The sequence below is a fragment of the Streptomyces sp. PA03-5A genome, assembly GCF_033792725.1.
Taxonomy (GTDB): Bacteria; Actinomycetota; Actinomycetes; order Streptomycetales; family Streptomycetaceae; genus Actinacidiphila.
The window spans coordinates 149,263-174,529 of the sequence record NZ_JARAVL010000016.1; the positions used below are offsets into that span (position 1 = coordinate 149,263).

Here is a 25,267-nt window from a genome sequence, read left to right on the forward strand (position 1 = left end):
GCGCTCCGCGTCGTGCGGCCGCGCGGCGTCCGCCGGCACCTCCCTCGCGCGCAGGGCCGGTCGGTGAACCGGCCTTGTGCGGACCGACGTTGAGGGGCATCCCGATCGTCAGCGGCAGAGGTTGGCCGCGAGGAGGTCCAGCGAGCGGTCGAGGACGGCGGCGAGGTCGGCGGTGCCGTCCGAGTCGAGCCAGTGGAAGACGGCCTCGGACCAGGCCCCGATCAGCGCCGCGACGACGACCCGGATCTCGAAGTCGTCCGCGGGGCGCCCGAGGCGCTCGGCGGTGACGGAGGCCAGCAGGCGGCTGGACTCCTGGATGTTCTCGCCCATGCGGGCGCGGATGGCGGGCACCGAGCGCACCAGCCGCAGCCGCTGCCGCATCTCCTCGAACTCGCCCTCGTCGGCGAGCATCTCGCGCAGCGGCCCCAGCAGGGCGTGCCGCAGCGAGGCGACGATGGGCTCATGCGCCGGGCGGGCGCGCAGTTCGGCCACCATGACGGGGTCGTACTCGTCGGAGAGGACGATGTCCTCCTTGGAGGGGAAGTACCGGAAGACCGTGCTGGCCGAGACCTCGGCCGTGGCCGCGATCTGCTCGACGGTGGTGCCGTCGTACCCCTGCGCCTCGAAGAGCCGGTAGGCCGCGCGGCGGATGGCCCGCCGGGTCCGGATCTTCTTGCGTTCGCGCAGGCTCGGTCTGGTCGGTACGGTCACGTTCGTCATTGTCGTGCATCGACGGCGGGCGGGGCCATCCGCGCGGTGCCGGGCACCTCCTGGCCGGTGCGGACGTCGGGGAGGAGGAGCGCGGTCAGCACGGCCGCCACGAGCGAGGCGGCGGCGCAGGCCAGCAGGGCGAGGTCCATCCCGTGCACGTACGCCGCGTCCGCCGAGGCGGCGAGCGCCGGGTCGCCGAGGGCGGCCGCGACCGCGTGCGCGGCCCCCACGGAACCCGAGGCGGCGTCGGCCGCCGCCGCGGGCAGGCCCGTGGTGGCGAGACGGTCGGTGTAGGCGCCCGCCAGCAGGCTGCCCAGGAGGGCGACACCGATGGCGCCGCCGGTCTGCCGCAGGGTCATCAGGAGTCCTGAGCCGCTGCCCGCGCGGTCGCCGGGCAGCGCGCCCAGTGCCGCGTCCATGGCGGGGATCATCGCGAAGCCGAAGGCGAAACCGGTGACGGACAGCCACAGCGCGGTCGCCCCGTAGCCGTCGTGGACGTCCGTGCGGCTGCCGAGCGCCGCGGCCGCGGTGAGCAGGAGCAGCCCCGCCGTGACGACCGGCCGCGGCCCGAACCGCGCGACCAGCGGAGCGCTGCCCCGGGCGGCGACGAGCAGGCCACCCATCATCGGCAGCAGCCGTAGGCCGGTGCCGAGGGCGTCGTTGCCGAGCACGGCCTGCAGGTACTGCGGCAGGACGAAGAGCAGACCGGTGAGGATGAAGGTCACCAGCGTCGCGGCGACCGCGTTCCACAGGAAGCCCCGCTGCCGCAGCAGACCGAGGTCGAGCATGGGCCGCTCCAGCCGGCGTCCGCGGAGCACCAGCCCGGTCAGCAGCGCGACGGACGAGGACAGCGTCAGCAGCACCAGCGGGTCGCCCCATCCCCGGCGCGGCCCCTCGATGATGCCGAAGACCAGCGCGCCGAGCCCGGCCACCGCGAGGACGGTGCTGGGCGGGTCGACGCGGGGCGTGGCGGGGTCGCTGGTCTCGGGCAGCAGGAACAGGCAGGCGGCGATGCCGAGGACGACGAGCGGGATGTTGACCACGAAGACCGAGCCCCACCAGAAGTGGTCGAGCAGGGTGCCGCCGATGATCGGCCCGAGCGGCAACCCCAGCGCCATGGCGGCGGTGACCGCGCCGACCGCCCTGGAGCGCTCCTCGGGCCCGAACAGCGAGGGCAGGACGGACAGGGCCAGCGGCATGACGAGTGCCGCGCCCAGGCCCATCACCGTGCGGGCGGCGACGACCGGTCCCGGACTGTCCACCAGGGCGCCGAGCACCGAACCGGCGAGGAAGATCCCGAGCCCGGCGACGAGCATCCGCCGCCGTCCCCAGCGGTCGCCCAGCAGGCCCCCGGGGAGCATGACGGCGGCGAAGACCACCGTGTAGCCGTCGACGATCCACTGCTGGTCGCCTGTGTCCGCACCCAGCTCCGCGGCCATGGTCGGCAGTGCGACGTTGAGGATCGTCATGTCGAAGCCGAGCACGAGCATGCTCGCCACCAGGGCCCCCAGGGCCCACCAGCGCCGTGGATCGGCCGTCGTCGCCATGGGGTCTCCTCCTGCGGGCACGGGGCAGCATCCGAAAGTCACCTTCAAATGACAGTGACTCTCAAAAAAGAGTAACTGTCACCCCCAGACGTGCGGAAGCCCGGCGTCGCCTTGACACGGCCCGCCGGGGTGATAGGAAAATGCGACCCTTGTGCCCGGTGACGCCAGGGTGTCCTTCGGAAGAATCAGAGAAGATCAAGTGCCAGTCGTAGATGCCTCCCGGAGCGACCGGGAAGCGAAACCCACGTCGTCCGCGCCGCGCGCATCCGTACTTCCGTCACGGCTCGACTCGCTGACGAGTCTGCGGTTCTTCGCCGCCTTCGCCGTGTTCGCGCACCACTTCACGGGGCTGGGCGGCGCGACGGGCTACGGACGTGCCCCCGCGATCTTCCCGTACTCGGAGATGGGCGCCCACGGCGTGACCTTCTTCTTCGTCCTCTCGGGCTTCCTGCTGACCTGGGTGTTCAAGCCGCAGGAGCATCCGGTCGCGTTCTACTGGCGGCGTGTGGCGCGCATCTGGCCGGCGGCCCTGGTCGCCGCCGTGCCGGCGGTCTACGTCTTCTACGTCAAGGCACACGTGCCCATCGACTGGAAGTACGTCATCGCCTCGCTCTTCTTCGTCCAGAACTGGTTCCCGCACGCCACGCCCACGCTGCCCGGCAATCCGGTGACCTGGACCCTGGGCGTCGAGGTCCTCTTCTACGCCCTGTTCCCGCTGCTCGCCCGCGTCGTCGTCCGGCTGCGCACGCCCCTGCTGGTCGCCGTGACGGTCGCCGGCCTGGTCGGGATGTGGGCGGTGGACTGGTGGGCCTCCGCGACGCTGGACGGGCCCATGGCGCGCTGGATCATGCGGCACCCGGTGGTGTACCTGCCCGAGTTCCTGCTGGGCATGACGATGGCCCTGCTGATCCGCCGCGGGTGGCGGATCCCGTTGCGGCCCTTCGTGCCCGTGGCGCTGCTGCTCGCCTACGTCTACGCCTACGTGCAGCTGCGTGCGCACCTGTCGAGCGGGTACGACGCGCAGCTGGACTACACGCTGCGCCCGGTCATCGCCGTGCTCGCCGTCCTGATCATGGTCGCGTTCGTCCAGCGGGACATCGCGGGGCACCGCAGCGTGCTCCACAACCCGCTGCTGATCTCGCTGGGCATGTGGTCGTACAGCTTCTACCTCCTGCACCACGCGGTGAGCCGGTTCTCGACCTACAGGTGGGGCAGGATCCCGGACGAGAACTCGGCGCTCTTCAGCATGATCGGCATGGCCGTCGTCGTGTTCGCGATGTCCTGGGCCCTCCACCGTTTCGTCGAGGAGCCCGCCAATCGCCTGCTGACCCGCTGGATCCCCGACCGCTGGCGCCGCAGGGTCTGACGGCCGCCCCGGGACGCCGGACGCCCCCCACCCGCAGGCGGGTGGGGGGCGTTCGCGTCGGGGCCTCGGCGTTCGGCGGGCGCGGGGCCTAGGCGTGGTTGTAGGCCACCAGCGAGATGCCGACGTAGTGCACGATGAACGCGGCCAGCGTGAACGAGTGGAAGACCTCGTGGAAGCCGAAGAAGCGGGGCGAGGGGTTGGGCCGCTTCGTTCCGTAGATCACCGCTCCGACGCTGTACAGCAGGCCGCCCACGACGATCAGGACGAGCACCGCGATGCCGCCCTTCCGCATGAAGTCGGGCAGGAAGAAGACCGCCGCCCAGCCGAGCGCGATGTAGCAGGGCGTGTAGAGCCAGCGCGGCGCGCCCACCCAGAAGACCCGGAACGCGATGCCCGCCAGGGCCCCGGCCCAGACGAGCCAGAGCAGGACCTCCTGCTTGCCGTCCGGCAGCAGCAGGAGCGTGAAGGGTGTGTAGGTCCCCGCGATGATCAGGAAGATGTTCGCGTGGTCCAGCCGGCGCAGCACCGCCGAGGCCCGGGGGCCCCAGTCGCCGCGGTGGTAGAGCGCGCTCACGCCGAACAGCGCGCAGGCGGTGAGCGTGAAGACGGCGCAGGCGATCCGCCCGCGGGTGCTCTCGGCGAAGGCGGTCAGGGCGACCCCGGCGACAAGGGCTGCGGGGAACATCCCGGCATGGAGCCACCCCCTCAGCTTGGGCTTCAAGGGGGCGGCAGCGGATGCGAGTTCTTCAAGGGCGGCGGGCACAACGGGAGTCTCGTCCACGGAGCTCATGAAAGCAATGCTACCTACGGTTGCGTAGGTTACCGATCCGTAGTACGGGGTGTCGCCGGACGTTGGGAGTGGCGATGCTCACCCCACGCGCCCTGGACAGATCGCGTTTCCTGTCCTGATACTCATATGAGTGCGGACGGCACCGGATGAGCATCCCACGACAGCAGCATCCGGGTCGCAGCCCCCAAGGGGCCGACAACACACCCTCGGAATCTGACGCCAGGTGAGTGCACACCGGGCGGAACGGAGCGATCGTGGCGCGCGTCAATGCGGCTCCCACCAATCACCAGGACCTGATCGCATGGGTCGGCGAGATCGCCGAGCTGACCCAGCCGGACGAGATCGTGTGGTGCGACGGCTCCGAGGAGGAGTACCAGCGCCTCGCGGACGAGCTCGTCTCGAAGGGCACCTTCAAGAAGCTCGACCCGATCAAGCGCCCCAACTCGTACTACGCCGCCTCCGACCCGACCGACGTCGCTCGTGTGGAGGACCGCACCTTCATCTGCTCCGAGCGGGAGCAGGACGCCGGCCCGACCAACCACTGGAAGGCCCCCGCCGAGATGCGGGAGATCTTCACAGGGGGGCAGGGTCTTTTCCGCGGCGCCATGCGCGGCCGCACCATGTACGTCGTCCCGTTCTGCATGGGCCCGCTCGGCTCTGAGCTGTCCGCGATCGGCGTGGAGATCACCGACTCCGCGTACGTCGCCACCGCCATGCGGACCATGACGCGCATGGGCCAGGACGTGCTGGACGAGCTCGGCGAGGACGGCTTCTTCGTCAAGGCCGTGCACTCCGTCGGCGCCCCGCTGGAGCCCGGCCAGGAGGACGTCCCGTGGCCGTGCAACTCCACCAAGTACATCTCGCACTTCCCCGAGAGCCGTGAGATCTGGTCCTACGGCTCCGGCTACGGCGGCAACGCCCTGCTCGGCAAGAAGTGCTACGCCCTGCGCATAGCCTCGGTCATGGCACGGGACGAGGGCTGGCTGGCCGAGCACATGCTCGTCCTCAAGCTCACGCCGCCGCGGGGCGAGGCCAAGTACGTGGCCGCCGCCTTCCCGAGCGCCTGCGGCAAGACCAACCTCGCCATGCTGGAGCCGACCATCCCCGGCTGGACCGTGGAGACCATCGGCGACGACATCGCCTGGATGCGCTTCGGCGAGGACGGCCGCCTCTACGCGATCAACCCCGAGGCGGGCTTCTTCGGCGTCGCGCCGGGCACCGGCGAGCACACCAACGCCAACGCGATGAAGACCCTGTGGGGCAACTCGGTCTTCACCAACGTCGCCCTCACCGACGACAACGACGTCTGGTGGGAGGGCATGACCGAGGAGCTCCCGGCCCACCTCACGGACTGGAAGGGCAACTCCTGGACGCCGGAGTCCGGGACCCCGGCCGCCCACCCCAACGCCCGCTTCACCGTCCCGGCCAGCCAGTGCCCGACCATCGCGCCCGAGTGGGAGGACCCCAAGGGCGTGCCGATCTCGGCGATCCTCTTCGGCGGCCGCCGTGCCTCGGCCGTACCGCTGGTCACCGAGTCCTTCGACTGGCAGCACGGTGTCTTCCTCGGTGCCAACGTCGCCTCCGAGAAGACCGCCGCCGCCGAGGGCAAGGTCGGCGAGCTGCGCCGCGACCCGTTCGCGATGCTCCCGTTCTGCGGTTACAACATGGGCGACTACTTCGGCCACTGGGTCAAGCTCGGCCAGAAGCACGAGGCCGGCAAGCTCCCGAAGATCTACTACGTGAACTGGTTCCGCAAGGACGCGGACGGCCGGTTCGTGTGGCCGGGCTTCGGCGAGAACAGCCGCGTGCTGAAGTGGATCGTCGAGCGCCTCAACGGCCAGGCCGAGGGCGTCGAGACCCCGATCGGCGTCCTGCCGGCCGAGGGCTCCCTCGATACCAGCGGCCTGGACATCTCCCAGGCGGACCTCGACCTGCTGCTCTCGGTCGACGTCGACACCTGGCGGCACGAGGCCTCGCTCATCCCGTCCCACCTGGAGACCTTCGGCGACCACACGCCGAAGGAGCTGTGGGACGAGTACCGGGCCCTGGTCAAGCGTCTGGACTAGGCCGTGTCGTCAAATGAGCGCCGGCCGCCCGGAGGGCGGGCCCAGCGGCGTCTGGTGCGGTGCATCGCAAGGCGGAGAGTCGTCCTCGTAGTGGGCTACTCGGACGATTCGACAACGCAGCGTGGGGGCACCCCCGGCCGAAGGCTGGGGGAGTGCCGTGCCGGGCGTCGCTGGGCAGGCGGGCATTTGACGACACGGCCTAGGCCCCACCGGATTCCGGGCGGCCCGACCCTCACCGTGTGTGCGGCGCGGGCGGGCGGCCCGGCGGTGGGCATGGCCCGGTCGTGGGATCCCCGACCCTGACCATCGCCCCACGGGCGGGCCGCGCCGACCCTCACACCGAGGGCCGGGACCGGAGGCACGAACCCCGGTCCCGGCCCTCGGGCGGTTCCTAGGCGGCTGCGGTGTGGACCGCGATCTGGCGTTCGGCGAGCGCCGCGGCCTCCGCGTTCTGGCGTGACTCGGCGACCACCAGGGCCCGGCCGGCGAGCGCGCGGGCCCTCCGGTGCAGGGCCGCCACACGGGCCGCTTCCGCCCGCCCCCGTCCGGCCGGAGCCGGGGAGAGCCGCAGCGGCGGACGCCCGTGGTGCAGGCCCGCCACGGCCTCGGCGAGCTGCTCCGCGGCACGGTCGAGGTCCGGGCTGCACTCCAGCGCCCGCAGCTCGTCGGTGACGGTGAGCAGGGCGGCGAGGTGTCCGGCGAGCTGGAGGTCCAGCTCCTCGTCACGACTGCGTCGCGGAGAGGTGGGCGCTGCCGTCGTATGGACCGATTTGGTGCGGATCGGTTCGTACATGGGTGCACTCCTCCTGCAATCAGGAGTACATCCTACCTTGGACTCAGTCCAAGGAGGGAGCTTTTCGAGGTATTGGCCCGGGCTACGGCTGCCCGTAGCCGTCCAGGAAGCGCGCGATCCGGCCCACCGCGTCCGCCAGGTCCTCCTTCGCCGGCAGCGTGACCAGGCGGAAGTGGTCCGGCTCCGGCCAGTTGAAGCCGGTGCCCTGCACCACCAGGATCCGCTCGGCCCGCAGCAGGTCCAGCACCATCTGCTGGTCGTCCTTGACCTTGTAGACCTTCGGGTCGAGCCGCGGGAACGCGTACAGCGCGCCCTTCGGCCGCACGCAGGTGACCCCGGGGATCTGCGTCAGCAGGTCGTACGCCACGTCCCGCTGCTCGGCCAGCCGGCCGCCCGGCAGCACCAGGTCCTTGATCGACTGGCGGCCGCCGAGGGCGGTGGCCACCGCGTGCTGGGCCGGGACGTTCGCGCACAGGCGCATGTTCGCCAGGATGGTCAGGCCCTCGAGGTAGCTGGTCGCGTGCTCCTTCGGGCCGCACACCGCGAGCCAGCCGCTGCGGTAGCCGGCCACCCGGTAGGCCTTCGACAGTCCGTTGAAGGTCAGCGTCAGCAGGTCGGGGGCGACCACCGCGGTCGGGGTGTGGGTCACCCCGTCGTAGAGGATCTTGTCGTAGATCTCGTCCGAGCAGACGATCAGGTTGTGGCGGCGGGCGATGTCGGTGAGCTGCCGCAGCAGCTCGTCGTCGTAGACCGCGCCCGTCGGGTTGTTCGGGTTGATGATCACCAGCGCCTTGGTGCGGTCGGTGATCTTGCGCTCGATGTCGGCGAGGTCGGGGAACCAGTCCGCCTGCTCGTCGCAGCGGTAGTGCACCGGGGTGCCGCCCGACAGGGAGACCGCAGCCGTCCACAACGGGTAGTCGGGCGCCGGGATCAGTACCTCGTCGCCGTCGTCCAGCAGCGCCTGCATCGACATCTGGATCAGCTCGGAGACGCCGTTGCCGAGGTAGATGTCCTCGACGTCCAGCTCGACGCCCTTGGTCTGGTAGTGCTGCATGACCGCCCGCCGCGCCGGCAGGATGCCCTTGGAGTCGCCGTAGCCGTGCGCGCCGCCGAGGCTGCGCAGCATGTCCTCAAGGATCTCCGGGGGGCACTCGAAACCGAAGGCGGCGGGATTGCCGGTGTTCAGCTTCAGGATGCGATGACCCGCCGCCTCCAGCCGCATGGCCTCCTCCAGCACCGGGCCGCGGATGTCGTAGCAGACGTTGGAGAGCTTCGTGGACTGGATCACCTGCATGTCCGTGAGCTTACGGGCACGTACCGGGGACCGCCCCGTGTTCTTGGCCACGTATGCGCCGAATGGTGACGTGCCGCTACTCTCGCCGCATGTTCTCGTTACTCAACGACGAACCTGTCGCCAGTGCCGACGACGACCTCCTCGGCGCGGGGCGCGCCGCGCGGCAACTCGCCCGGCTGCTCCTCGACTCGCGCGGATCCACCCCGTTCACCCTCGCCGTCGACGCCGGCTGGGGGACGGGCAAGAGCAGCCTGATGCGCCTGCTCGACGCCGAGCTCCGGGGCACCGCCGACGTCCACACCGTCTGGTACAACGCCTGGACCTCACGCGGTGCCGACGCCCTGGAAGGTCTGATCAAGTCCGTCCTGACGCAGTTCGACCGCCGGCTGCTGCGCCGTGCCCTGCACCGCGCGACCGAGCACCGTGCCCTGCTGCGGACCCTGCGCGCCGCGGCCACGCTGCTCGCCGGACCGCTCGGTGCGGCGGGCCTGGTCGACGAGCTGTGGCGCAGCCTCTCCGTCAACGCCCAGGCCCGCAACGAGATGCGCGACGCCCTGCGGGACCTGGCGACGCAGTGGGCCGGCACCGGCGAGCACGCGCCGCGCCGGCTGCTCGTCGTCTTCATCGACGACCTCGACCGCTGCGCCGAGGAGACCGTGCTCGCCGTCTGCGAGGCCGTCAAGGTCTACCTCGACGTGCCCGGGGTGGCCTTCGTCATCGGCTGCGACCGCTCCGCGCTGTTCCCGGGCGGCCTGCTCGGCGACCTGTCCCCGGCGGGCTCCGCCTTCATGGAGAAGGTCTTCCAGACCAACTACCGCGTACCGCCCCCCGAGGACATCGAGGGATACGTGCGCGGATGCGCCGAACGGGCCGGCATCGGTGCGCTCCTCGACGACACCCACGTCAACCTGCTCGCCGAACGCACCGGGGGCAATCCACGCCGCGTCAAGAGGCTGCTCAACGGTTTCGTCCTGGAGGCCGGACTCAACCCCGTCTGGCAGGACTTCGGCCCCGAGGTCATGCTCCGCATGCTCCTGCTGCAGTACCTGTACGGCGACTTCCACGGCGTGCTGGTCGGCGGACGCGGCAACGACGCGATCCAGGAGTTCCTGGACTACCGGGCGGTGCGGCGCCTGCTGCGCTCGCCCGCGGTCCCCACCGGCCAGGGCGACGCACTGGTGCGCCGCCTCCTCACCGAGCACGAGGTGCCGCTCGCCGCCGACCCCGGACCGGAGGAGCGCGCCCGGGCCCTGGCCGAACTGGAACGGCAGCTCCCCCCGTCCTTCCCCGCGCTGGTCGCGGACCGCGCGTTCACCTCCCTCGTCGACGACCTCGTCCGCATGCCCGAGGCCGCCGACCTCATCCACCGCCTGCGGCGCTCCCCACTGGCCGCCGTGATCACGACGGTCGACCTGGACCAGGCCGTCTCGCAGGCCGCACCCGAGCCTCCCCGGGCCCCGGAGGACGGCCCGTACACCGGGCTGCGCGTGCTGTGGATCGACGACAACCCCGGGACCGTCGCCACCGAGGTCCGGGCCCTGCGGCACAAGGGAGCCGAGGTCGAGGTCGTCGAGGACCGTGCCGGTGCGGAGGAGCGGTTGCCGCTCGCCGTCCCGGACCTGCTGATCTCCGACATCGAACGCCACGGCGACCCGGAGGCGGGCTTCACCGACCTCGAGCACCTGCGCGGCACCGGCCGCTACACCGGCGCTGCGCTCTTCTACGCGGGCTGGGTCGCCCCGGAACGCGAGGAGCGCGCCCGCCGGGCCGGCGCCCTCGGCCTCGTCTGCGAACCTGCCGCGCTGCGCGACCTCATCGACCACGTCCTGCGGCAGCCCGACTCCGCACCGAGCGTCCCGCCAGGACGTCCGTACGGCGGCCGTCCTCGATGACGAACCGCCCGTCGACGAGCACGTACGGGATGCCGGTGGGCAGCGTGCGCGGCGCCTCGTACGTCGCGCCCGCGGCGACCGTCCCCGGGTCGAACAGCACCAGGTCCGCACGGTGGCCCTCGCGGACCAGGCCGCGGTCCGGCAACCCCAGCCGGGCCGCGGGGCGTCCGGTGAGGTGCGCGACGCACTCCTCCAGGCCGAGCACGCCGAGCTCGCGCACGTAGTGGCCGAGGTAGTGCGGGAAGGTGCCGTACGCGCGGGGATGCGGCTTGTCGCCGACGAGCAGGCCGTCGCTGCCGCCGGTGTGGACGCGGTGGCGCATGATCGCCCGGACGTTCTCCTCGTGACCCACGTGCTGGAGGACCGTCGTGCCCAGGCGGTCCTCCAGCAGCAGCCGGCGCGCCGTCGCGAAGTCCGGCAGCCGGCGCCCCACATGGCCCGCCAGGGCGGGCTCGCGCACCCCGGAGACCTCCAGCGTCCGCCACTCCACGGGCACGCCGTGGCAGCCGTCCGACCCCTCCACCTCCATCGCGTGCCGGATGCGTTCCGCCTGCGCGTCGTCCCGGAGCCGGGCGAGGGTCGCCTCAGGACCACCCTCCGTCGCCCAGCTCGGCAGGGTCGCCGCGAGCGTCGTGCAGCCCGGCAGGTAGGGATACGTGTCCAGGGTGATGTCCGCCCCCGCGGCGAGCGCCTCGTCCAGCAGCGCGAGCAGTTCCGGCGCACGGCCCGCGTTCACGCCGAAGTTCATCGTGGCGTGCGCCAGGTGCAGGGCGCAGCCCGCCTCCCGGGTCACGGCGATCATCTCGGCGTAGGCCTCGAGCGCGCCGGCGCCGTAACTGCGCTGGTGCGGGCAGTAGTAGCCGCCGTGGGCGGCCACGACCCGGCACAGCTCGGTCAGTTCGGCGTCCGAGGCGTACATCCCCGGGGTGTACGTCAGCCCGGACGACATCCCCACGGCCCCCTGCGCCAGCCCCTCGGCGACCAGTTCCTTCATCCGGTCCAGCTCCGCCGCGGTCGCCGGACGGTCCTCCCACCCGACGGCCAGCATCCGTACGGTGCCCTGCGGGACCAGGTACGCGGCGTTCACGGCGATGCCCCGGTCCAGGCGGTCCAGGTACTCGCCGACGCTGCGCCAGTCGTACTCCAGGCCCTCGGGGTCGCCGTTCCACCCCGCGAGCTGGCGGCGCAGCCCGGCCAGGGTGCGGTCGTCCACGGGGGCGTACGACAACCCGTCCTGGCCCAGCACCTCCAGGGTCACGCCCTGCGCCGCCTTCGCCTCGTGCGCGGGGTCCGTGAGCAGGGCCAGGTCGCTGTGCGCGTGCATGTCGATGAACCCGGGGGCGAGCACGAGCCCGCGGGCGTCGAGCGTGCGGCGTGCGCCGCGCACCGTCCCGATCTCGGTGACGCGGCCGTCCACGACGCGCACGTCCGCCCGGTACGCCGGGGTCGCCCCGGACCCGTCCACGACGGTCGCGCCGCGAATCGCCAACTCCATCCGTGCGTCTCCTTTGTGCGTCTTCTTCGTCTGCGGCACCGTTGTGGTCGGGGTTGGCGGTTTTCCCGTCGCCCTCCCGATTGCCCGGCGCGGTCAGTGACCGCCTCGCGCGGTCGTTGTGGGGTCGGTGCCGCGCCGGGCAATCGGGAGGGAGGGCGGGGGATGCCCGCCGCAGGCGCAAACAACCCGCACACAAACAACCGGGCCGTCAGAAGAACGTGCGGACGAAATCCGTGACGACCCCACCCGTGTCCACGACAGGGATGAGCTGCCACTTGTCGAACGCCGTGCACGGATGCGACACCCCCAGCCCCACCCAGTCGCCGACCGCCAGGTCCCGTGCCCCGGGGGCGACGTCCACGAACGCGTGCTGGTCGGCGAGCTTCGTGACCGTGAGTCCGGCCGCCGGGACGGCGGAACCGTCGGCGCGGCGCACGAGCTGCGGCACCGGGAGGTCGAGGTCGTACGGCGCGTCGCGCTTGCCCGCGTTGAGGAGGGCGAGGCCGGGCTCGGGCCGGGAGAGCACCTGCGTCCAGAGGCGGAAGGCGGGCTCGAGCGACCCCTCCGCGGGGATGCGGTCGTGGAACGGCGTCAGATCGCGGTAGTGGACGTCGTCGTGCGTGACGTACGCCCCGGACCGCAGGAGCCCGAGCACCGGCAGGGACAGGTCCCCGAGCGTGCCGAACGCGTCCGCCACGGCGTCGAACCACTCGCTGCCGCCCGCGCTCACCACGATCTCCTCGACGCCGGCGAAACGCCCCGCCGCGTCGAATTCCTGTGCCAGCTGCACGAGTTCGACCAGCCATGCACGCGGGTCCGCCGCCGCCGCCTCGTAGCCCGCGACGCCGACGAGCCGCAGGTGCCGTGCCGCGGCGACCGCGTCGGCGACGCGCGCCGCCTCCTCCGGGCCACGCACGCCGGTGCGGCCTCCCTCCGCGCCGAGCTCGACGACGACGTCCACGACCGCCGTCAGGGCCGCGTCCATCAGCTCCACCCCGCGCACGGAGTCCACGTAGCAGACGAAGCGGAACTCCGGGTCGCCCGCGAGCTCGCGGGACAGCCAGCGCAGCGCGGCCGCGTCGACGAGCTCGTTGGCGAGGAAGACGCGCCGCACGCCGAACGCCCGGTAGACCCGCACCTGGTGCGGGGTGGCGGCGGTGATGCCCCACGCGCCGTGGGCGAGCTGGCGGGCGAAGAGCTGCGGGGCCATGGAGGTCTTGCCGTGCGGCGCGAAGGCGAGGCCGTGCTTGCCGGTCCAGTCGGCGAGCTGGGCGAGGTTGTGCTCCAGGGCGGGCTCGGAGAGCGTGAGCAGCGGGGTCGTGAAGCCGCCGTCGAAGACGGTGCGGCGCTCGGCGGCGAGTTCGCCGACGGTCAGGCCGTCGGCGTCCGGCGGCAGTCCCTTGAAGCGGTGGTCCACCCGTTCCCGGTGCAGCTCGTCGATGCCCGTGACCTGGTCCATCCCGCCTCCGTCCACCGCCGTTGCAATATGTGCAACGACCGTTGCGTACCGTGTTTCCCGCTGTCTAACATCCCGGCCAGCACCGGGTCAACGGTGCGCGGAGAGGAGCGGAAGTGACCGGGACCGTGGGCGTGGCCCTGGACGTCGTGTGCGTGGGCGAGTCCATGGTCACCTTCGTCCCCTCCGTGCCCGGGCAGCGCCTCGCCGACGCGGCCGCCTTCGACCGTGGGACGGGTGGCGCGGAGTCCAACGTGGCCTGCGCGCTGGCCCGTCTCGGCCATGCCGTGCGCTGGATCAGCCGGGTGGGCACCGACCCGTTCGGGGACCACCTGGTGGCGACGATCGCCGCGGCCGGCGTGGACGTCTCGGGGGTGCGCCGCGACCGGGAGCGCCCCACCGGGGTCTACTTCCGCACCGGCGACGGCGAGGTCGCCTACTACCGGGCGGGTTCGGCCGCCACCGCCATGGGCCCGGGCAACGTCGCCCGCCACGAGGCCTGGGCCGGCCGGGTCCTGCACCTGTCCGGCATCACGCCCGCGCTCTCCGAGGGGTGCGCGGACCTCGTCCACGAGCTCACCGCCCCCGCTCCGGGCCGCCCGCTGGTCTCCTTCGACGTCAACCACCGCCCCGCCCTGTGGCGTTCGGCCGACCCGGTACGGCTGGCCCGGCTCGCCGCGCGCTGCGACCTCGTCCTGGTCGGCGAGGACGAGGCCGAGGCCGCCTGGGGCCTGCCGGACGCCGACGCCGTGCGCGAGGCCCTGCCCGGTCCCGCCGTCCTCGTCGTCAAGCAGGGCGCGCACGGTGCCACCGCGTACGAGGGCGGCGCCGACGGGGTCTTCGTGCCCGCGGCGGACACGCCCGTCGTCGACCTCGTCGGGGCCGGTGACGCCTTCGCCGCGGGGTTCCTGTCGGCGACGCTGCGCACGCTCCCGCTGCGGGAGCGGCTCGCCCGGGGCCACGCCCTGGCCGCCGCGGTGATCGGGGTACGGGGCGACTCCCTCGCCACCCTCGGTGACGAGGCATGGGGGAGACTGCGCGCATGAGCCAGACCGTGGACCGCGCGCTGCGCATCCTGCCCCTGCTCGCGGAGGGGCCCGCCAACCTCGAACAGGTCGCCACCCGCCTGGACGTGCACAAGTCCACCGCACTGCGGCTGCTGCGCACCCTGCACGAGCACGGCATGGTCTACCGCCAGGACGACCAGCGCTACCGCCTCGGCGCCCGGCTGTTCGCCCTCGCCCAGGAGGCGATGGAGAACCTGGACGTCCGCGGTATCGCCCACCCCCACCTCGCCGCCCTGGGCGAACTGACCGGGCACACCGTCCACCTCGCGGTGTACGAGGAGGGCGAGGTCGTCTACATCGACAAGGTGGAGAGCCGCTACCCGGTCCGCATGTACTCGCGGATCGGCAAGCCCGTCGCCATCACCGTGGCCGCCGTGGCGAAGCTGCTCCTGGCCGACCTTCCCGAGGCGGAGCGGCGCGCGGTCGCGCAGGGCCTGGAGTACCCGCGCTACACCGCGCGTTCCACCACCGACGCCGCCGCCTACCTCGCCGAACTCGCCCGGGTCCGCGAGCAGGGCTGGGCGAGCGACCTGGGCGGCCACGAGGAGTCCATCAACTGCGTGGCCGCGCCGATCCGCGGCGCCGACGGGCGCGTCATGGCCGCCTGCTCCCTCTCCGCCCCCAATGTGGTCGTCAGCGCGGAGGAACTGCTGAAGCTGCGCCCGCAGGTCCGGCGCACCGCGGAGGCGATCAGCCGCGAGTACTCCGGAAGGCCGAGCGAAGGAACCAGATGAGCGAGAAGACCGCGATCACCCCGGCCGGCCACACCACCCCGCCGGCCAGGTTCTCCCACGGTGTCCGCAAGGGCAACATCCTGCAGGTCGCCGGTCAGGTCGGCTTCGGCCCCGCCGTGCCGGGTCAGGCGCCCGCGCCCGTGGGCCCGGGGCTGCGGGAGCAGACCCTGCAGACCCTCGCCAACGTGCAGGCGGTGCTGGAGGAGGGCGGCTCGTCCTGGGAGGACGTCGTCATGATCCGGGTCTACCTCACCGACACCGCGCACTTCCCCGAGTTCAACGCCCTCTTCGACGAGTTCTTCGCGAGCCTGAAGGGCGCCCCCGCCGCCCGTACGACGGTCTACGTCGGCCTGCCCGCCGGACTGCTCGTCGAGATCGACGCCCTCGCCGTCCTGGGCTGACCGGGCGGCGTCGCCGGCGCGGTGGGCCCGGTGGTCCGACGTGACACCGCGCCCCCGGGGGACGGGACCTCTCCCGGGGGCGCGGTGCGTCGGTGACGGTCCCGCCGGTTACGGCAGCCCGTGCACGTGCGGGCCGACGGTGCCCGAGAAGGCGTTGCCGTTGGTCGCGTCCCAGTTGGTGGACCAGGTCATCGCGCCGCGCAGCCCCGGCCAGGTGGTGGAGGGCTTGAAGGAACCGCAGTTGGTGCCCTTGGTCAGGCAGTCCAGGGCGTTGTTCACCACGGTCGGCGAGACGTAGCCGCTGCCCGCCGCCCGGGTCGACGCCGGCAGGCCGAGACCCACCTGCGAGGGGGCCAGACCGCTCTGCAGCTGGATGCAGGCCAGGGCGGTGATGAAGTCGACCGTGCCCTGCGAGTACACCTTGCCGTCGCAGCCGTTCATGGAACCGCTGTTGTAGTACTGGGTGTTGACGACGGTCAGGATGTCCTTGATGTTCAGGGCGGTCTGGAAGTAGCCGAAGGACGTCGACTGCATGTCGATGGTCTGCGGGGCCATCGTGATGACCAGCCCGGAGCCGGCCTTGGCCGACAGGGAGCGCAGCGCCTGCGTCATGTAGGTCGCGTTGATCCCGTTCTCCAGGTCGATGTCGACGCCGTCGAACCCGTACGTCTGCATCAGCGAGAAGACGCTGTTCGCGAAGTTGTTCGCCGAGGCGGAGTCGGTGACGCTGATCGTGCCGTTCTGGCCGCCGACGGAGACGATGACCTTCTTGCCGGCCGCCTTCTTCGCCGCGATGTCGGTCTTGAACTGGCTGACCGGGTAGTTCAGCGCCGGGTCGAGGGTGAAGGAGACCGCGCCGGGCGTGGTCGTGGCGTCGGCGAACGACACCGCGATGATGTCGTACTGGCTCGGGACCTGGGCGATGGTCTGGACGGTCGCGCCGTTGTTGAAGTTCTGCCAGTAGCCGGTGAGCACGTGCTTGGGCAGCGAGCCGCCGCCGGTGGGCGTCGGCGTCGGTGTGGGCGTCGGTGTGGGCGTCGGTGTGGGCGTGGGGGTGGGCGTGGGGGTCGGGGTCGGCGTCCCCGTGCCGGGCGCGCCCAGCAGGCTCACGTCGTCCGCCAGGTACGCGGGCTGCGCGTACCAGCCGTGCAGGTAGACGGTGACCGAGGTGGTGCTCGCGCCCGTGGTGAAGCTGGTGGACAGCTGCTGGTACGAGGACGCGGACGGGGTCCAGACCGAGGCCTCCGTCATCCCGGTGCCGGTGGCGCCGAGGTAGACGTAGCTGCCCTGGACGAACGCGCTCAGCGTGTACGTGGAGTTGGGCCGGACACTGATGGTCTGCGAGCAGCGGGAGTTGTCCGAGGAGGAGGGCGTGCCCTGGAGCGCCTTGGTGCCGCCGTGCACGGGGGAGCCGACGGCCGCGCCGCTGGAGGCGGTGCAGGACCATCCGGACAGGCCGCTCTCGAACCCGCCGTTGGTCACGATGTTGGTGTCGGCGGCGTTCGCGCTGCCGGACGTGGCGACGAGTCCCGCCACCGCGAGGGCGGCGGCGCCGACGGCCGCCGCGGCTCTGAGGGCGGTGCTCCGCGGGCGTGCGTGTTCCACTACTGCCTCCTGGGGGCGAGGAGTTGGGCGGTTACGCGAGTGGCCACTCTTGTGTGGGACGCAGTTTGGTCCAGACCAATGCGGGGGTCAATACCCTTGCCGTCGTGCGTAGACCGTCGTCCCGCGGGTACCACCGACTTCATCAACTGTTCGGCGACTTTCCGCACTGCTCCGGCTACGCAGGGATAAGCTCTCCGGGCAGGGACTGGGCGGGAGTTCCGGGAGGTCGCGGGTGTCGAGCGTCATAGCGGTCACGGCGGACGACCTCGCGCTCCCGCTGGAGCAGCACGTGACGCGCACCGCCGCCGCCCTGGAGGCCCACGGCCACCTCGTCGTGCTCGTCCCGCCGGAGCCCACCGACCCGTTGCGCCGCCGCGTCCACACCGTGCGCGCGACCTTGGAGGCGGACCGGGTGGCGATCGTCCCGGTCGACCTGCCACCGCTGGCCGCCCTGCTCCTGGCCGAGCAACTGCGCCAGCTCGCCGCCACCGACCTCGGGCCCGGTGTGCTCGCCGGGGCCGCCCGGCTGCTGTCGCACTACCTCCACTCCGGCGCCCTGCTCGGTTCGGTGTCCCGGCTCGACCGGGTGGACGTGCCCGTCGGCGCCCACCTGAAGTCCCTGGTGCCCGGGCGCCACTTCGCCGTCCTCGCCCACCCCGAACCGCACCTGTCCGAGGCGCGCCCCGACGCCGTGCCGGCCGGGCCCGCGTTCCTCACCCAGCTCGCCGTCGCGCACGGCCACGGCATCGACGCCGGCTGGGTCACCGGGCCGCTGGCCCGCTCCTGGCGGAGCCAGCACGTGCGGGAGGTGCCGCTGCCGGCGGACTCCGCGCGCTGGTGGGGGACCGGCAGGCTGGTCGAGTTCACCGCCTACATCGCCGACGTCGGCGTGCTCTACCAGCTGGTCACCTCGGTCCGCCGGGACACCTGCGGCTGGTGCGGCCTGGCGGTCATCGGCGACCGCTGCCTGTTCTGCTCGGCCACGGTGGACGGGCAGCAGCGCATCCGGCCCCCGGAGCGGCCGCGCCAGGTCGTGCACTCGGGACCCCGCGCGCCCTCCCTGTCGCCCAGGGCGTCGCCCACCCCCCAGGTCTCCCCCCACCAGCAGTCGGCACTTGAGCGATAGGGCCCCACCTCTATGAACTCACGTCAGCGTCGCGGCGTCGTCCTCCTCGTGGTCTCCGCGCTGTGCGCGCTCGCCGCCTTCGCCGGTGTCGTCACCGTCATCGGGGACGCCCGCTCCCAGGTCGGGCCGAAGGTGACCGCGTACCGGCTGGCCGCGGACGTGCCCGCGTACGAGGCGGTCGGCCGCGCCCAACTGCGGGAGGTCCGGATGCCCGAGCGCTGGCTGCCCGTCACCGCCGTCCGCGACGTCGGCCAGCTCGACGGCAAGATAGCCGCCGTCCCCCTGCACCGGGGCTCCCTGCTGCAGACGGACATGGTCGCCGAGCGGCCCGCGCTGCGGGCCGGGCAGATGGAGATCGCGATCATGATCGACGCGGAGACCGGGGTCGCCGGGAAGATCACCCCGGGGGCGAGGGTCAACATCTTCGCCACCTTCGCCCCGCGCAGGGACACCGACCCCGAGGTCTCGAAGATCATCGTCGCGGGCGCCCGGGTCATCGACGTCGGCCAGATCAAGGCCTTCGACACCGGCGGCGACAACCGCCGGGTCAGCAGCCAGGGAGTCCCCATCACCTTCGCCCTCGGCGCCGCCGACGCCCAGCGGGTCGCCTTCGCCGAGTCCTTCGCCCGGCACGTACGCCTCGCCCTCGTCGCCCCGGGGGACGCGACCGCCCCCTCCGAACGGGACCGCACCTACACCCTCGCCGGTGACGGAGCCGCCTCGTGACCGGCGTCCGCATCCTGTCGGGCACCCCCGACCCCGACACCGCCCGCGCCCTGACCGGGGTCCTCCACCAGCTGCCCGGAGCCGAACCCGGGCCCGCGCTGCCGGACTCCACCACACTGCTGGACGTCCTCGCCCGCGCCGCCGGGACCGGGGTCGACGAACTGCCCGAGGTCGTCGTCGTCCACGACCGCATCACCCCGGTGCCCGCGCTCGAGGTCATCCGCGAGATCGCGCTGCGCTTCCCCGCGGTCGGCGTCATCCTGCTCACCGCCGACCCGAGCCCGGCCGTCCTGTCCGGCGCCATGGACGCCGGCGCGCGCGGTGTCGCCGGGGTGCCCCTGTCGTACGACGAACTCGGCGCCCGCGTCGAGGCGGCGGCCGCCTGGGCGGCCGGCGTTCGGCGCCACCTCAGCCCCCAGCAGCCCGCGCTGCCCGCCGTCCCCGGGGGCAGGCTGGTCGCCGTGGCCGGAGCCAAGGGCGGGGTCGGCACCACCGTCGTCGCCGTCCAGCTCGCCCTCGCCGCGCAGGCCGCCGGCAAGTCCACCGCCCTGGTCGACCTCGACCTCCAGGGCGGCGACATCGCCTCCTACCTCGACGTCCAGTTCCGCCGCTCCGTCGCCGACCTCGCGGACATCGCCGACGTGACCACCCGCGTACTGCAGGACGCCATGTACGTCCACGAGTCCGGGCCCGCGCTGCTGCTCGCCCCCGGCGAGGGCGAACGCGGCGAGGAGGTCACCGACCGTGCCGCCCGGCACGTGCTGCACGCCCTCCGGCAGCGGTACGAGGTCGTGGTCGTCGACTGCGGCACCCAGATGACCGGCGCCAACGCGGTCGCCGTCGAGACCGCGGACACCGCCCTGCTGGTGACCACGCCCGACGTGGTCGCCGTGCGCGCCGCCAAGCGCATGGTGCGCATGTGGGACCGGCTGCAGATCCGCAAGCCCCAGGACGTCGTCGCCACCGTCAACCGGTACACCCGGGGCAGCGAGATCCAGCCCTCGCTGATCGCCCGCATCACCGGCACCCGGATCGCCTCCGCCGTGGTCCCCGCCGCCTTCCGGGAACTGCAGGCGGTCGTGGACGCCGGACGGCTCCAGGACCTCGACAACCGCTCCACCGTCAAGCAGGGCGTGTGGACGCTCGCGGCGGAGATCGGCGTCTGCGGGCCCGGGCACGCGGTGCCGCCCCGCAGGAGCCGCCGCGGCCGCGGTGAACAGGGCCAGGTCACCCTGGAGACGCTGGGCATGACACCGCTGATCCTGCTGGTGCTCGTCCTGGTCTGGCAGGCGGTGCTGACCGGGTACACCTTCACCCTCGCCGGCCACGCCGCCGACCGGGCCGCCCGCGCGGCGGCGGTGGGGAAGGACGCCCAGGCGGCGGCGGCCGACGACCTGCCCGGCGCGTGGCAGATCGAGGACTTCGGCACCACGCACACCGACGGCATGGTCGGGGTGACGGTGGGCCTGCGGGTCCCGGTCCTCTTCCCGGGCGCGATCGACTTCCCGCTGACCGTCCACGGCCACGCCTCGGCCGTCGACGAAGAGGCGGGCACGCCGTGACGGCCCGGACCCGCCGCCGGCGCGACCGGGGCAGCGCCTCCCTGGAGTTCCTGGGGATGCTGCCGATCCTGCTGCTGATCGCCCTCGCGGGCGTGCAGCTGGGCCTCGCCGCCTACACCGCGGCCCAGGCCGGCACGGCCGCCCGCGCCGCCGCGCGCATGGCCGCGCTGCACGACCCTCCCGTGAGCGGCCCCGTCGCGGGCACGGAGGCGGTGAGCTCCTGGCTGCAGGACGGTACGCAGGTCAGCACCACCGGCGACACGGGGGACTCCGTGCAGGCGACGGCGACCGTGGAGATCCCGTCGGTGCTCCCGGGCCTCAGCCCGGGCTCCGTCACCCGGACCGCCACGATGCCCAGGGAGGACGACGAGGGGGCCGACGAATGAGCCTGCGCGACCGCATCGCCGCGAACGAGGACACCGCCCCGCAGACGCAGGAGGGCCACCTCGTCGCCGTCTACCGGGCCAAGCTCCTCCAGGAGATCGACCTCGCCGAGATGTCGGCGCTCGCCGCCGCCGAGCGCCGGGTGCGCCTGGAACGCGTCCTCGGCCACATCATCAGCCGCGAGGGACCGGTGCTCTCCACCAAGGAGCGCACCGGCATCATCCGCCGGGTCGTGGACGAGGCCCTGGGCCTGGGCATCCTCGAACCGCTGCTGGAGGACGCCTCCATCACCGAGATTATGGTCAACGGCCCGGACCGCATCTACATCGAGCGGGCCGGCCGGGTGGAGCCCGTCGCCGCCCGGTTCAGCAGCCCCGAGCAACTCCTGCAGACCATCGAGCGGATCGTGTCGACCGTCAACCGCCGGGTGGACGAGTCGAATCCGATGGTGGACGCCCGGCTGCCCTCCGGCGAGCGCGTCAACGTCATCATCCCGCCGCTGTCGCTGACCGGCCCGGTCCTCACCATCCGCCGCTTCCCCCGCGCGTACGCCCTGCACGAGCTGATCGGCCTCGGCACCCTCGACGAGCACATGCTGATGCTGCTCTCCGCCCTCGTGCGGGCCAAGTTCAACATCATCGTCAGCGGCGGCACCGGCTCGGGCAAGACCACCCTGCTCAACTCGCTGTCCGGGCTCATCCCGGACGGCGAGCGGATCATCACCGTCGAGGACGCCGCCGAACTCCAGCTCCAGCAGGAGCACGTCGTACGCCTGGAGAGCCGGCCGCCCAACGTCGAGGGCCAGGGCCGGATCACCATCCGCGACCTCGTGCGGAACTCGCTGCGCATGCGCCCCGACCGGATCATCGTCGGTGAGGTCCGCGGCGGCGAGACCCTCGACATGCTGCAGGCCATGTCCACCGGCCACGACGGTTCGCTGGCCACGGTGCACGCCAACTCGGCCGAGGACGCGGTGCTCAGGCTGCAGACGCTGGCCTCGATGTCGGAGGTGAAGATCCCCTTCGAGGCGCTCCGCGACCAGATCAACAGCGCCGTCGACGTCATCGTCCAGCTACGCCGCGACGTCGACGGCACCCGCCGGATCGCCGAGATCGCCGTGCTGTCCTCACGGGGACGCGACACCTTCCGGCTGACCAGCGCGACCCGCTTCCGCGCCGAGCCGATGGGGCCCGACCGGATCGTGCGGGGCTGGTTCCACCATCAGCCCGTACCGCGTCAACTGGCCGAACGCTTCCACCTGGCGGGCGAGTCCGTGCCGGCGGCCTTCGGGGTCGGCGAGACCGAGCTGGAGCTGTCGAGCAGGGAGGCGAAGTGAACACGCCAACGATGGCCCTGGCGGTGCTCGGCGTGACCGGCCTCGCGCTGGTGCTGGGCGTCTGGGGCCTGCACGCCTGGAGCGGCGGTCGCGCCGACCGCGCCGCGCTCGTGGACCGGCTGGCCGACGTCCCGGCCGCGGAACGGCGCGCCGTGCCCTTCGCCGGGCTGGACCTGCGGGTCCGGCGCACCGCCTGGGGCCGCCGGCTGGCCGCGCGACTCGCCGCCACCGGCACCGACCTGACGCCCGGGCAGTTCACCGCGGCCGCCCTCGCGGTCGTCGGCGGCGCCTGGCTGGTCGCCGACATCGTGCTGGCCCCCTTCTTCGGACCGATCGCCGCGCTCCTGGCGGCCTGGGCGGTCAGCTCCTTCCTCGGCTGGCGACGACGGGTGCGCACCGAGCGCTTCATCGCCCAGCTGCCCGAACTCGCCCGCGTCCTGGCCAACGCCACGCAGGCAGGGCTCGCCCTGCGCACCGCCGTCGGCATGGCGGCGGAGGAACTGGAGGCCCCGGCGGGCGAGGAACTGCGGAAGGTCGCCGACGCCATGACGCTCGGGCACTCCATCGAGGACGCCATGGCCGAACTGCAGGAGCGGCTGCCCAGCCGGGAACTGGTGGTGCTGGTCTCCACGCTCGTCCTGTCGGCCCGGGCCGGCGGCTCGGTGGTGGAGTCGCTGCGGAACCTGACGGTGACCCTGGAGGAGCGCAAGGAGACCCGGCGCGAGATCCGTACCCAGATGTCGCAGGTCACGGTCACCGCGTACGCCGTTCCCGTCATCGGCGTCGGCTCGCTGCTGCTGCTCGACCGGATCATGCCGGGCTCGCTGAGCGCGATGACCGGCTCCGGGGCCGGACGGATCGCCGTGCTCGTGGCGCTCGGCCTGTACGTCGTCGGCTTCGCGCTCATCCGCCGCATGTCGCGGATCGACGTGTGAGGGGGGGGGCGGGGGACCTGTGATCACCGTCGTGCTGGCCGCCGTCGCCGCCCTGGGAGTGGTGGGCGTCTGCTACGGCATCGGCCTCTACCGTTCCGAGGTCAAGCTGCCCAGCGACCTCCAACTGGCCCTGGAGGTGGGCCGGACCCGCACCACCAAGGTCGGCAACGCCGTCGACCGCCTCGGGATGCGCTGGGCGCCCCTGGTGCTGCGCCTCATGGGCCCCGCCCGGGTCAACCGGATCCGCACCCGCATCGACCACGCGGGCCACCCCTACGGCCTCACCGTCGACCGCTACGCCGCCCGCCGCGCCGTCTACGGCGCCCTCGGCGGCCTCGCGGCCCTGGTGCTCCTGCGGGCGGGCCACTGGTTCGCCGCCCTCCTGATGGTCGCCTACGGCCTGGGCTGGACCGACCTCGGCATCCGGCTCGCCATCCGCAGGCGCCGCGACGAGATCGAGCGCACGCTCCCGGACTTCCTCGACGTCCTCGCGGTGGTGGTGAGCGCCGGCCTCGGCTTCCGCCAGGCCCTCGAACGCGTCGCCTCCGTCTACAAGGGCCCCTGGAGCGACGAGATCCGGATCGCCCTGCGCCAGATGGACGTCGGCGTCAGCCGCCGTGACGCCTTCGACCAGCTGCGCAGGCGCAACGGCAGCGAGCAGGTCGGGCAGTTCGTCACGGCCCTGCAGCAGGGCGAGGAACTGGGCGCGCCCATCGCCCGCACGCTGCTCCAGATCGCCACGGACATGCGGCGCACCGAGGCCCAGAACGCCCGCCGCCGCGCGGCCCGCACCGTGCCGCGCGCGACGGGTGTGATCACCACGCTCCTCGTCCCCGCGACGATGATCCTGCTGATGACGGGCACGATCCTCGGGTCGCGCATCAACTTCGGTGACCTGCTGGGGTGATGGGGGTGACAGGGTTGTGAACGCATGTTCGGTTCGGGTGGTGGGTAGTGACCGGAGCCGCCATATTGGGTGCGGAGCCCACGGTCGCGGTGTACATTTGCAGCCGCAACCACATTTGCACCTGCAATCAGGCACGGATCGCGGCGGGTTGACCCGATGGGAGGCGGTGCGCCGTGGACCTCACCGGCACCGCAGCCGCCCGCGACGATAGCCAGACCCCGGCCGACGCAAGGGGCGCGGCCGGCGCACGTCACGTGACTACGGTTTGGGGCACGGAAGATGAGCAGGTGGGTTGTGAAACGACTGACCGCGCTGCGCACGCGCATGCGCGTCCGCGACGAGTCGGGGCAGACGTCGTTCGAGTACCTGGGCATCGCGGTGGTGATCGCGGTCATCATCGGTGTGCTGGCCGGGACGACGGACATCGGCGACGCTGTGCTCACGGGAATCCTCGACAAGATCTCGGACATCGTCGACGCCGGCTGACCCGACGAGGGCGCGGCGACGGAGGCCAGACCCTCGGCATCTACATCGTGGCCGTTGCCGCGCTTTTCTTCCTCGCCTTCGCCTACTTCGCCGTGGGACAGGCCTCGTCCGTGCGGAACACGGCGCAGACGGCGGCCGATGCCTCGGCCCTCGCGGCGGCGCGGGAGGTTCGCGACAGCGTCCGGGAGCGGTTCCTCGAGGCCCTGGAGCAGGGCGACCTGGACCAGCTCGGAGACCTGCTGGCCCTGAACGGGATGACCACCGGCAATGCCTGTGGTGCTGCCGCGGATTACGCGAGTCAGAACGATGCGGTCGTCGACGAATGCGACGTGAGTGGGCCGTACGGCTCCTCGGTCGCACTCCACACCTCCGGCACCGTTGGCAAGTCCGTCGTGTCGGGCACCGACTCGATGCATGCGCGCGCGAAAGCCACCGCTGTGGTCGAAAGCCGCTGCGGCGTCGACGGCAAGGACGGCGACGAGATCACGTTCATCTGCGACGGCGACCGGCTGGCCGTGGACCCGACGAGCGACGACTTCCAACTGAACCTGGCGGAGTTCTACTCCGTCCATCTCAGCGAGTGAGGAA

23 protein-coding genes are annotated in these 25,267 nt (G+C 72.4%); 15 read left to right on the top strand and 8 right to left on the bottom strand.

Annotation, left to right across the window (positions count from 1 at the left end; genetic code table 11):
- Nucleotides 1–108 precede the first annotated feature (108 nt).
- Nucleotides 109–720 carry an acyl-CoA-like ligand-binding transcription factor gene (locus PV410_RS21405; RefSeq protein WP_500326763.1) on the bottom strand — a complete coding sequence of 204 codons (612 nt, stop codon included), beginning with the start codon at nt 718–720 and terminating at the stop codon, nt 109–111.
- Nucleotides 717–2,258: an MFS transporter gene (locus PV410_RS21410; RefSeq protein ID WP_500326765.1), complete on the bottom strand. Its 1,542-nt coding sequence runs from the start codon at nt 2,256–2,258 to the stop codon at nt 717–719. Before PV410_RS21410 ends, PV410_RS21405 begins: the two co-directional genes overlap by 4 nt.
- Before the next feature lie 199 nt (nt 2,259–2,457).
- Between PV410_RS21410 and PV410_RS21415 the strand changes: the two genes are divergently transcribed.
- The gene (locus PV410_RS21415) at nt 2,458–3,624 is read left to right on the top strand and encodes an acyltransferase family protein (protein ID WP_500326767.1); all 1,167 of its coding nucleotides are present in this window, start codon (nt 2,458–2,460) and stop codon (nt 3,622–3,624) included.
- 88 nt (nt 3,625–3,712) lie between these two features.
- Here the strand turns inward: PV410_RS21415 and trhA are convergent, their stop codons facing one another.
- Nucleotides 3,713–4,414 carry a PAQR family membrane homeostasis protein TrhA gene (trhA, locus tag PV410_RS21420; RefSeq protein WP_499513678.1) on the bottom strand — a complete coding sequence of 234 codons (702 nt, stop codon included), beginning with the start codon at nt 4,412–4,414 and terminating at the stop codon, nt 3,713–3,715.
- Nucleotides 4,415–4,668: 254 nt separating this feature from the next.
- Here trhA and PV410_RS21425 point away from each other — a divergent pair, with 254 nt between their 5' ends.
- Nucleotides 4,669–6,480, top strand: a complete 1,812-nt coding sequence (locus tag PV410_RS21425) for a phosphoenolpyruvate carboxykinase (GTP) (protein ID WP_500326769.1) — start codon at nt 4,669–4,671, stop codon at nt 6,478–6,480.
- Between the two features lie 391 nt (nt 6,481–6,871).
- On the opposite strand, the gene PV410_RS21430 is transcribed toward PV410_RS21425, so the two are convergent.
- Nucleotides 6,872–7,273 carry an SCO4983 family protein gene (locus PV410_RS21430; RefSeq protein WP_500326771.1) on the bottom strand — a complete coding sequence of 134 codons (402 nt, stop codon included), beginning with the start codon at nt 7,271–7,273 and terminating at the stop codon, nt 6,872–6,874.
- Between the two features lie 82 nt (nt 7,274–7,355).
- Nucleotides 7,356–8,567 (bottom strand): pyridoxal phosphate-dependent aminotransferase, encoded by a 1,212-nt coding sequence (locus tag PV410_RS21435; protein WP_500326773.1) that lies wholly within the window; start codon nt 8,565–8,567, stop codon nt 7,356–7,358.
- Nucleotides 8,568–8,656: 89 nt separating this feature from the next.
- Between PV410_RS21435 and PV410_RS21440 the strand changes: the two genes are divergently transcribed.
- Nucleotides 8,657–10,459: a P-loop NTPase fold protein gene (locus PV410_RS21440; protein ID WP_500326775.1), complete on the top strand. Its 1,803-nt coding sequence runs from the start codon at nt 8,657–8,659 to the stop codon at nt 10,457–10,459.
- Here PV410_RS21440 and PV410_RS21445 read toward each other — a convergent pair.
- Entirely contained in the window at nt 10,380–11,954 is a 1,575-nt protein-coding gene (locus PV410_RS21445) for an N-acyl-D-amino-acid deacylase family protein (protein WP_500326776.1), read from the bottom strand. The genes PV410_RS21440 and PV410_RS21445 overlap by 80 nt on opposite strands.
- Nucleotides 11,955–12,162: 208 nt before the next feature.
- Complete coding sequence (locus PV410_RS21450) at nt 12,163–13,413, bottom strand: alanine racemase (RefSeq protein WP_500326778.1); 1,251 nt, start codon at nt 13,411–13,413, stop codon at nt 12,163–12,165.
- Nucleotides 13,414–13,526: 113 nt separating this feature from the next.
- On the opposite strand from PV410_RS21450, the gene PV410_RS21455 reads away from it, so the two are divergent.
- Genes PV410_RS21455 through PV410_RS21465 form a run of 3 tightly spaced genes read left to right on the top strand, consistent with a single transcriptional unit; the run spans nt 13,527 to nt 15,612 of the window.
- Nucleotides 13,527–14,456, top strand: coding sequence for a sugar kinase (locus PV410_RS21455; protein WP_500326780.1), 930 nt, complete (start codon nt 13,527–13,529; stop codon nt 14,454–14,456).
- Complete coding sequence (locus tag PV410_RS21460; RefSeq protein ID WP_500326782.1) at nt 14,453–15,211, top strand: IclR family transcriptional regulator; 759 nt, start codon at nt 14,453–14,455, stop codon at nt 15,209–15,211. The genes PV410_RS21455 and PV410_RS21460 overlap by 4 nt, the downstream gene beginning before the upstream one ends.
- Nucleotides 15,208–15,612 carry a RidA family protein gene (locus PV410_RS21465; RefSeq protein WP_500326783.1) on the top strand — a complete coding sequence of 135 codons (405 nt, stop codon included), beginning with the start codon at nt 15,208–15,210 and terminating at the stop codon, nt 15,610–15,612. The genes PV410_RS21460 and PV410_RS21465 overlap by 4 nt, the downstream gene beginning before the upstream one ends.
- Before the next feature lie 108 nt (nt 15,613–15,720).
- Here the strand turns inward: PV410_RS21465 and PV410_RS21470 are convergent, their stop codons facing one another.
- A complete protein-coding gene (locus PV410_RS21470) occupies nt 15,721–17,217 on the bottom strand; it encodes a chitinase (protein ID WP_500326784.1) in 1,497 nt (498 codons plus the stop codon).
- 232 nt (nt 17,218–17,449) lie between these two features.
- Between PV410_RS21470 and PV410_RS21475 the strand changes: the two genes are divergently transcribed.
- The 9 genes from PV410_RS21475 (at nt 17,450) to PV410_RS21515 (ending at nt 25,263) form a co-directional block, all read left to right on the top strand.
- Nucleotides 17,450–18,343, top strand: coding sequence for a hypothetical protein (locus PV410_RS21475; protein WP_500326786.1), 894 nt, complete (start codon nt 17,450–17,452; stop codon nt 18,341–18,343).
- 12 nt (nt 18,344–18,355) lie between these two features.
- Nucleotides 18,356–19,069 carry a Flp pilus assembly protein CpaB gene (gene cpaB / locus PV410_RS21480; RefSeq protein WP_500326788.1) on the top strand — a complete coding sequence of 238 codons (714 nt, stop codon included), beginning with the start codon at nt 18,356–18,358 and terminating at the stop codon, nt 19,067–19,069.
- Complete coding sequence (locus tag PV410_RS21485; RefSeq protein WP_500326790.1) at nt 19,066–20,631, top strand: CpaE/TadZ family protein; 1,566 nt, start codon at nt 19,066–19,068, stop codon at nt 20,629–20,631. Before cpaB ends, PV410_RS21485 begins: the two co-directional genes overlap by 4 nt.
- A complete protein-coding gene (locus PV410_RS21490; protein WP_499513692.1) occupies nt 20,628–21,017 on the top strand; it encodes a TadE/TadG family type IV pilus assembly protein in 390 nt (129 codons plus the stop codon). The genes PV410_RS21485 and PV410_RS21490 overlap by 4 nt, the downstream gene beginning before the upstream one ends.
- On the top strand, nt 21,014–22,351 hold the full coding sequence (locus tag PV410_RS21495; protein ID WP_500326792.1) for a TadA family conjugal transfer-associated ATPase: 1,338 nt from the start codon (nt 21,014–21,016) through the stop codon (nt 22,349–22,351). Before PV410_RS21490 ends, PV410_RS21495 begins: the two co-directional genes overlap by 4 nt.
- The gene (locus PV410_RS21500; RefSeq protein WP_499513694.1) at nt 22,348–23,286 is read left to right on the top strand and encodes a type II secretion system F family protein; all 939 of its coding nucleotides are present in this window, start codon (nt 22,348–22,350) and stop codon (nt 23,284–23,286) included. The genes PV410_RS21495 and PV410_RS21500 overlap by 4 nt, the downstream gene beginning before the upstream one ends.
- 22 nt (nt 23,287–23,308) lie before the next feature.
- A complete protein-coding gene (locus PV410_RS21505) occupies nt 23,309–24,193 on the top strand; it encodes a DUF5936 domain-containing protein (protein ID WP_500326845.1) in 885 nt (294 codons plus the stop codon).
- Between the two features lie 294 nt (nt 24,194–24,487).
- A complete protein-coding gene (locus PV410_RS21510) occupies nt 24,488–24,679 on the top strand; it encodes a Flp family type IVb pilin (protein ID WP_500326846.1) in 192 nt (63 codons plus the stop codon).
- Nucleotides 24,676–25,263, top strand: a complete 588-nt coding sequence (locus PV410_RS21515) for a pilus assembly protein TadG-related protein (RefSeq protein WP_500326848.1) — start codon at nt 24,676–24,678, stop codon at nt 25,261–25,263. Before PV410_RS21510 ends, PV410_RS21515 begins: the two co-directional genes overlap by 4 nt.
- Nucleotides 25,264–25,267 lie beyond the last annotated feature (4 nt).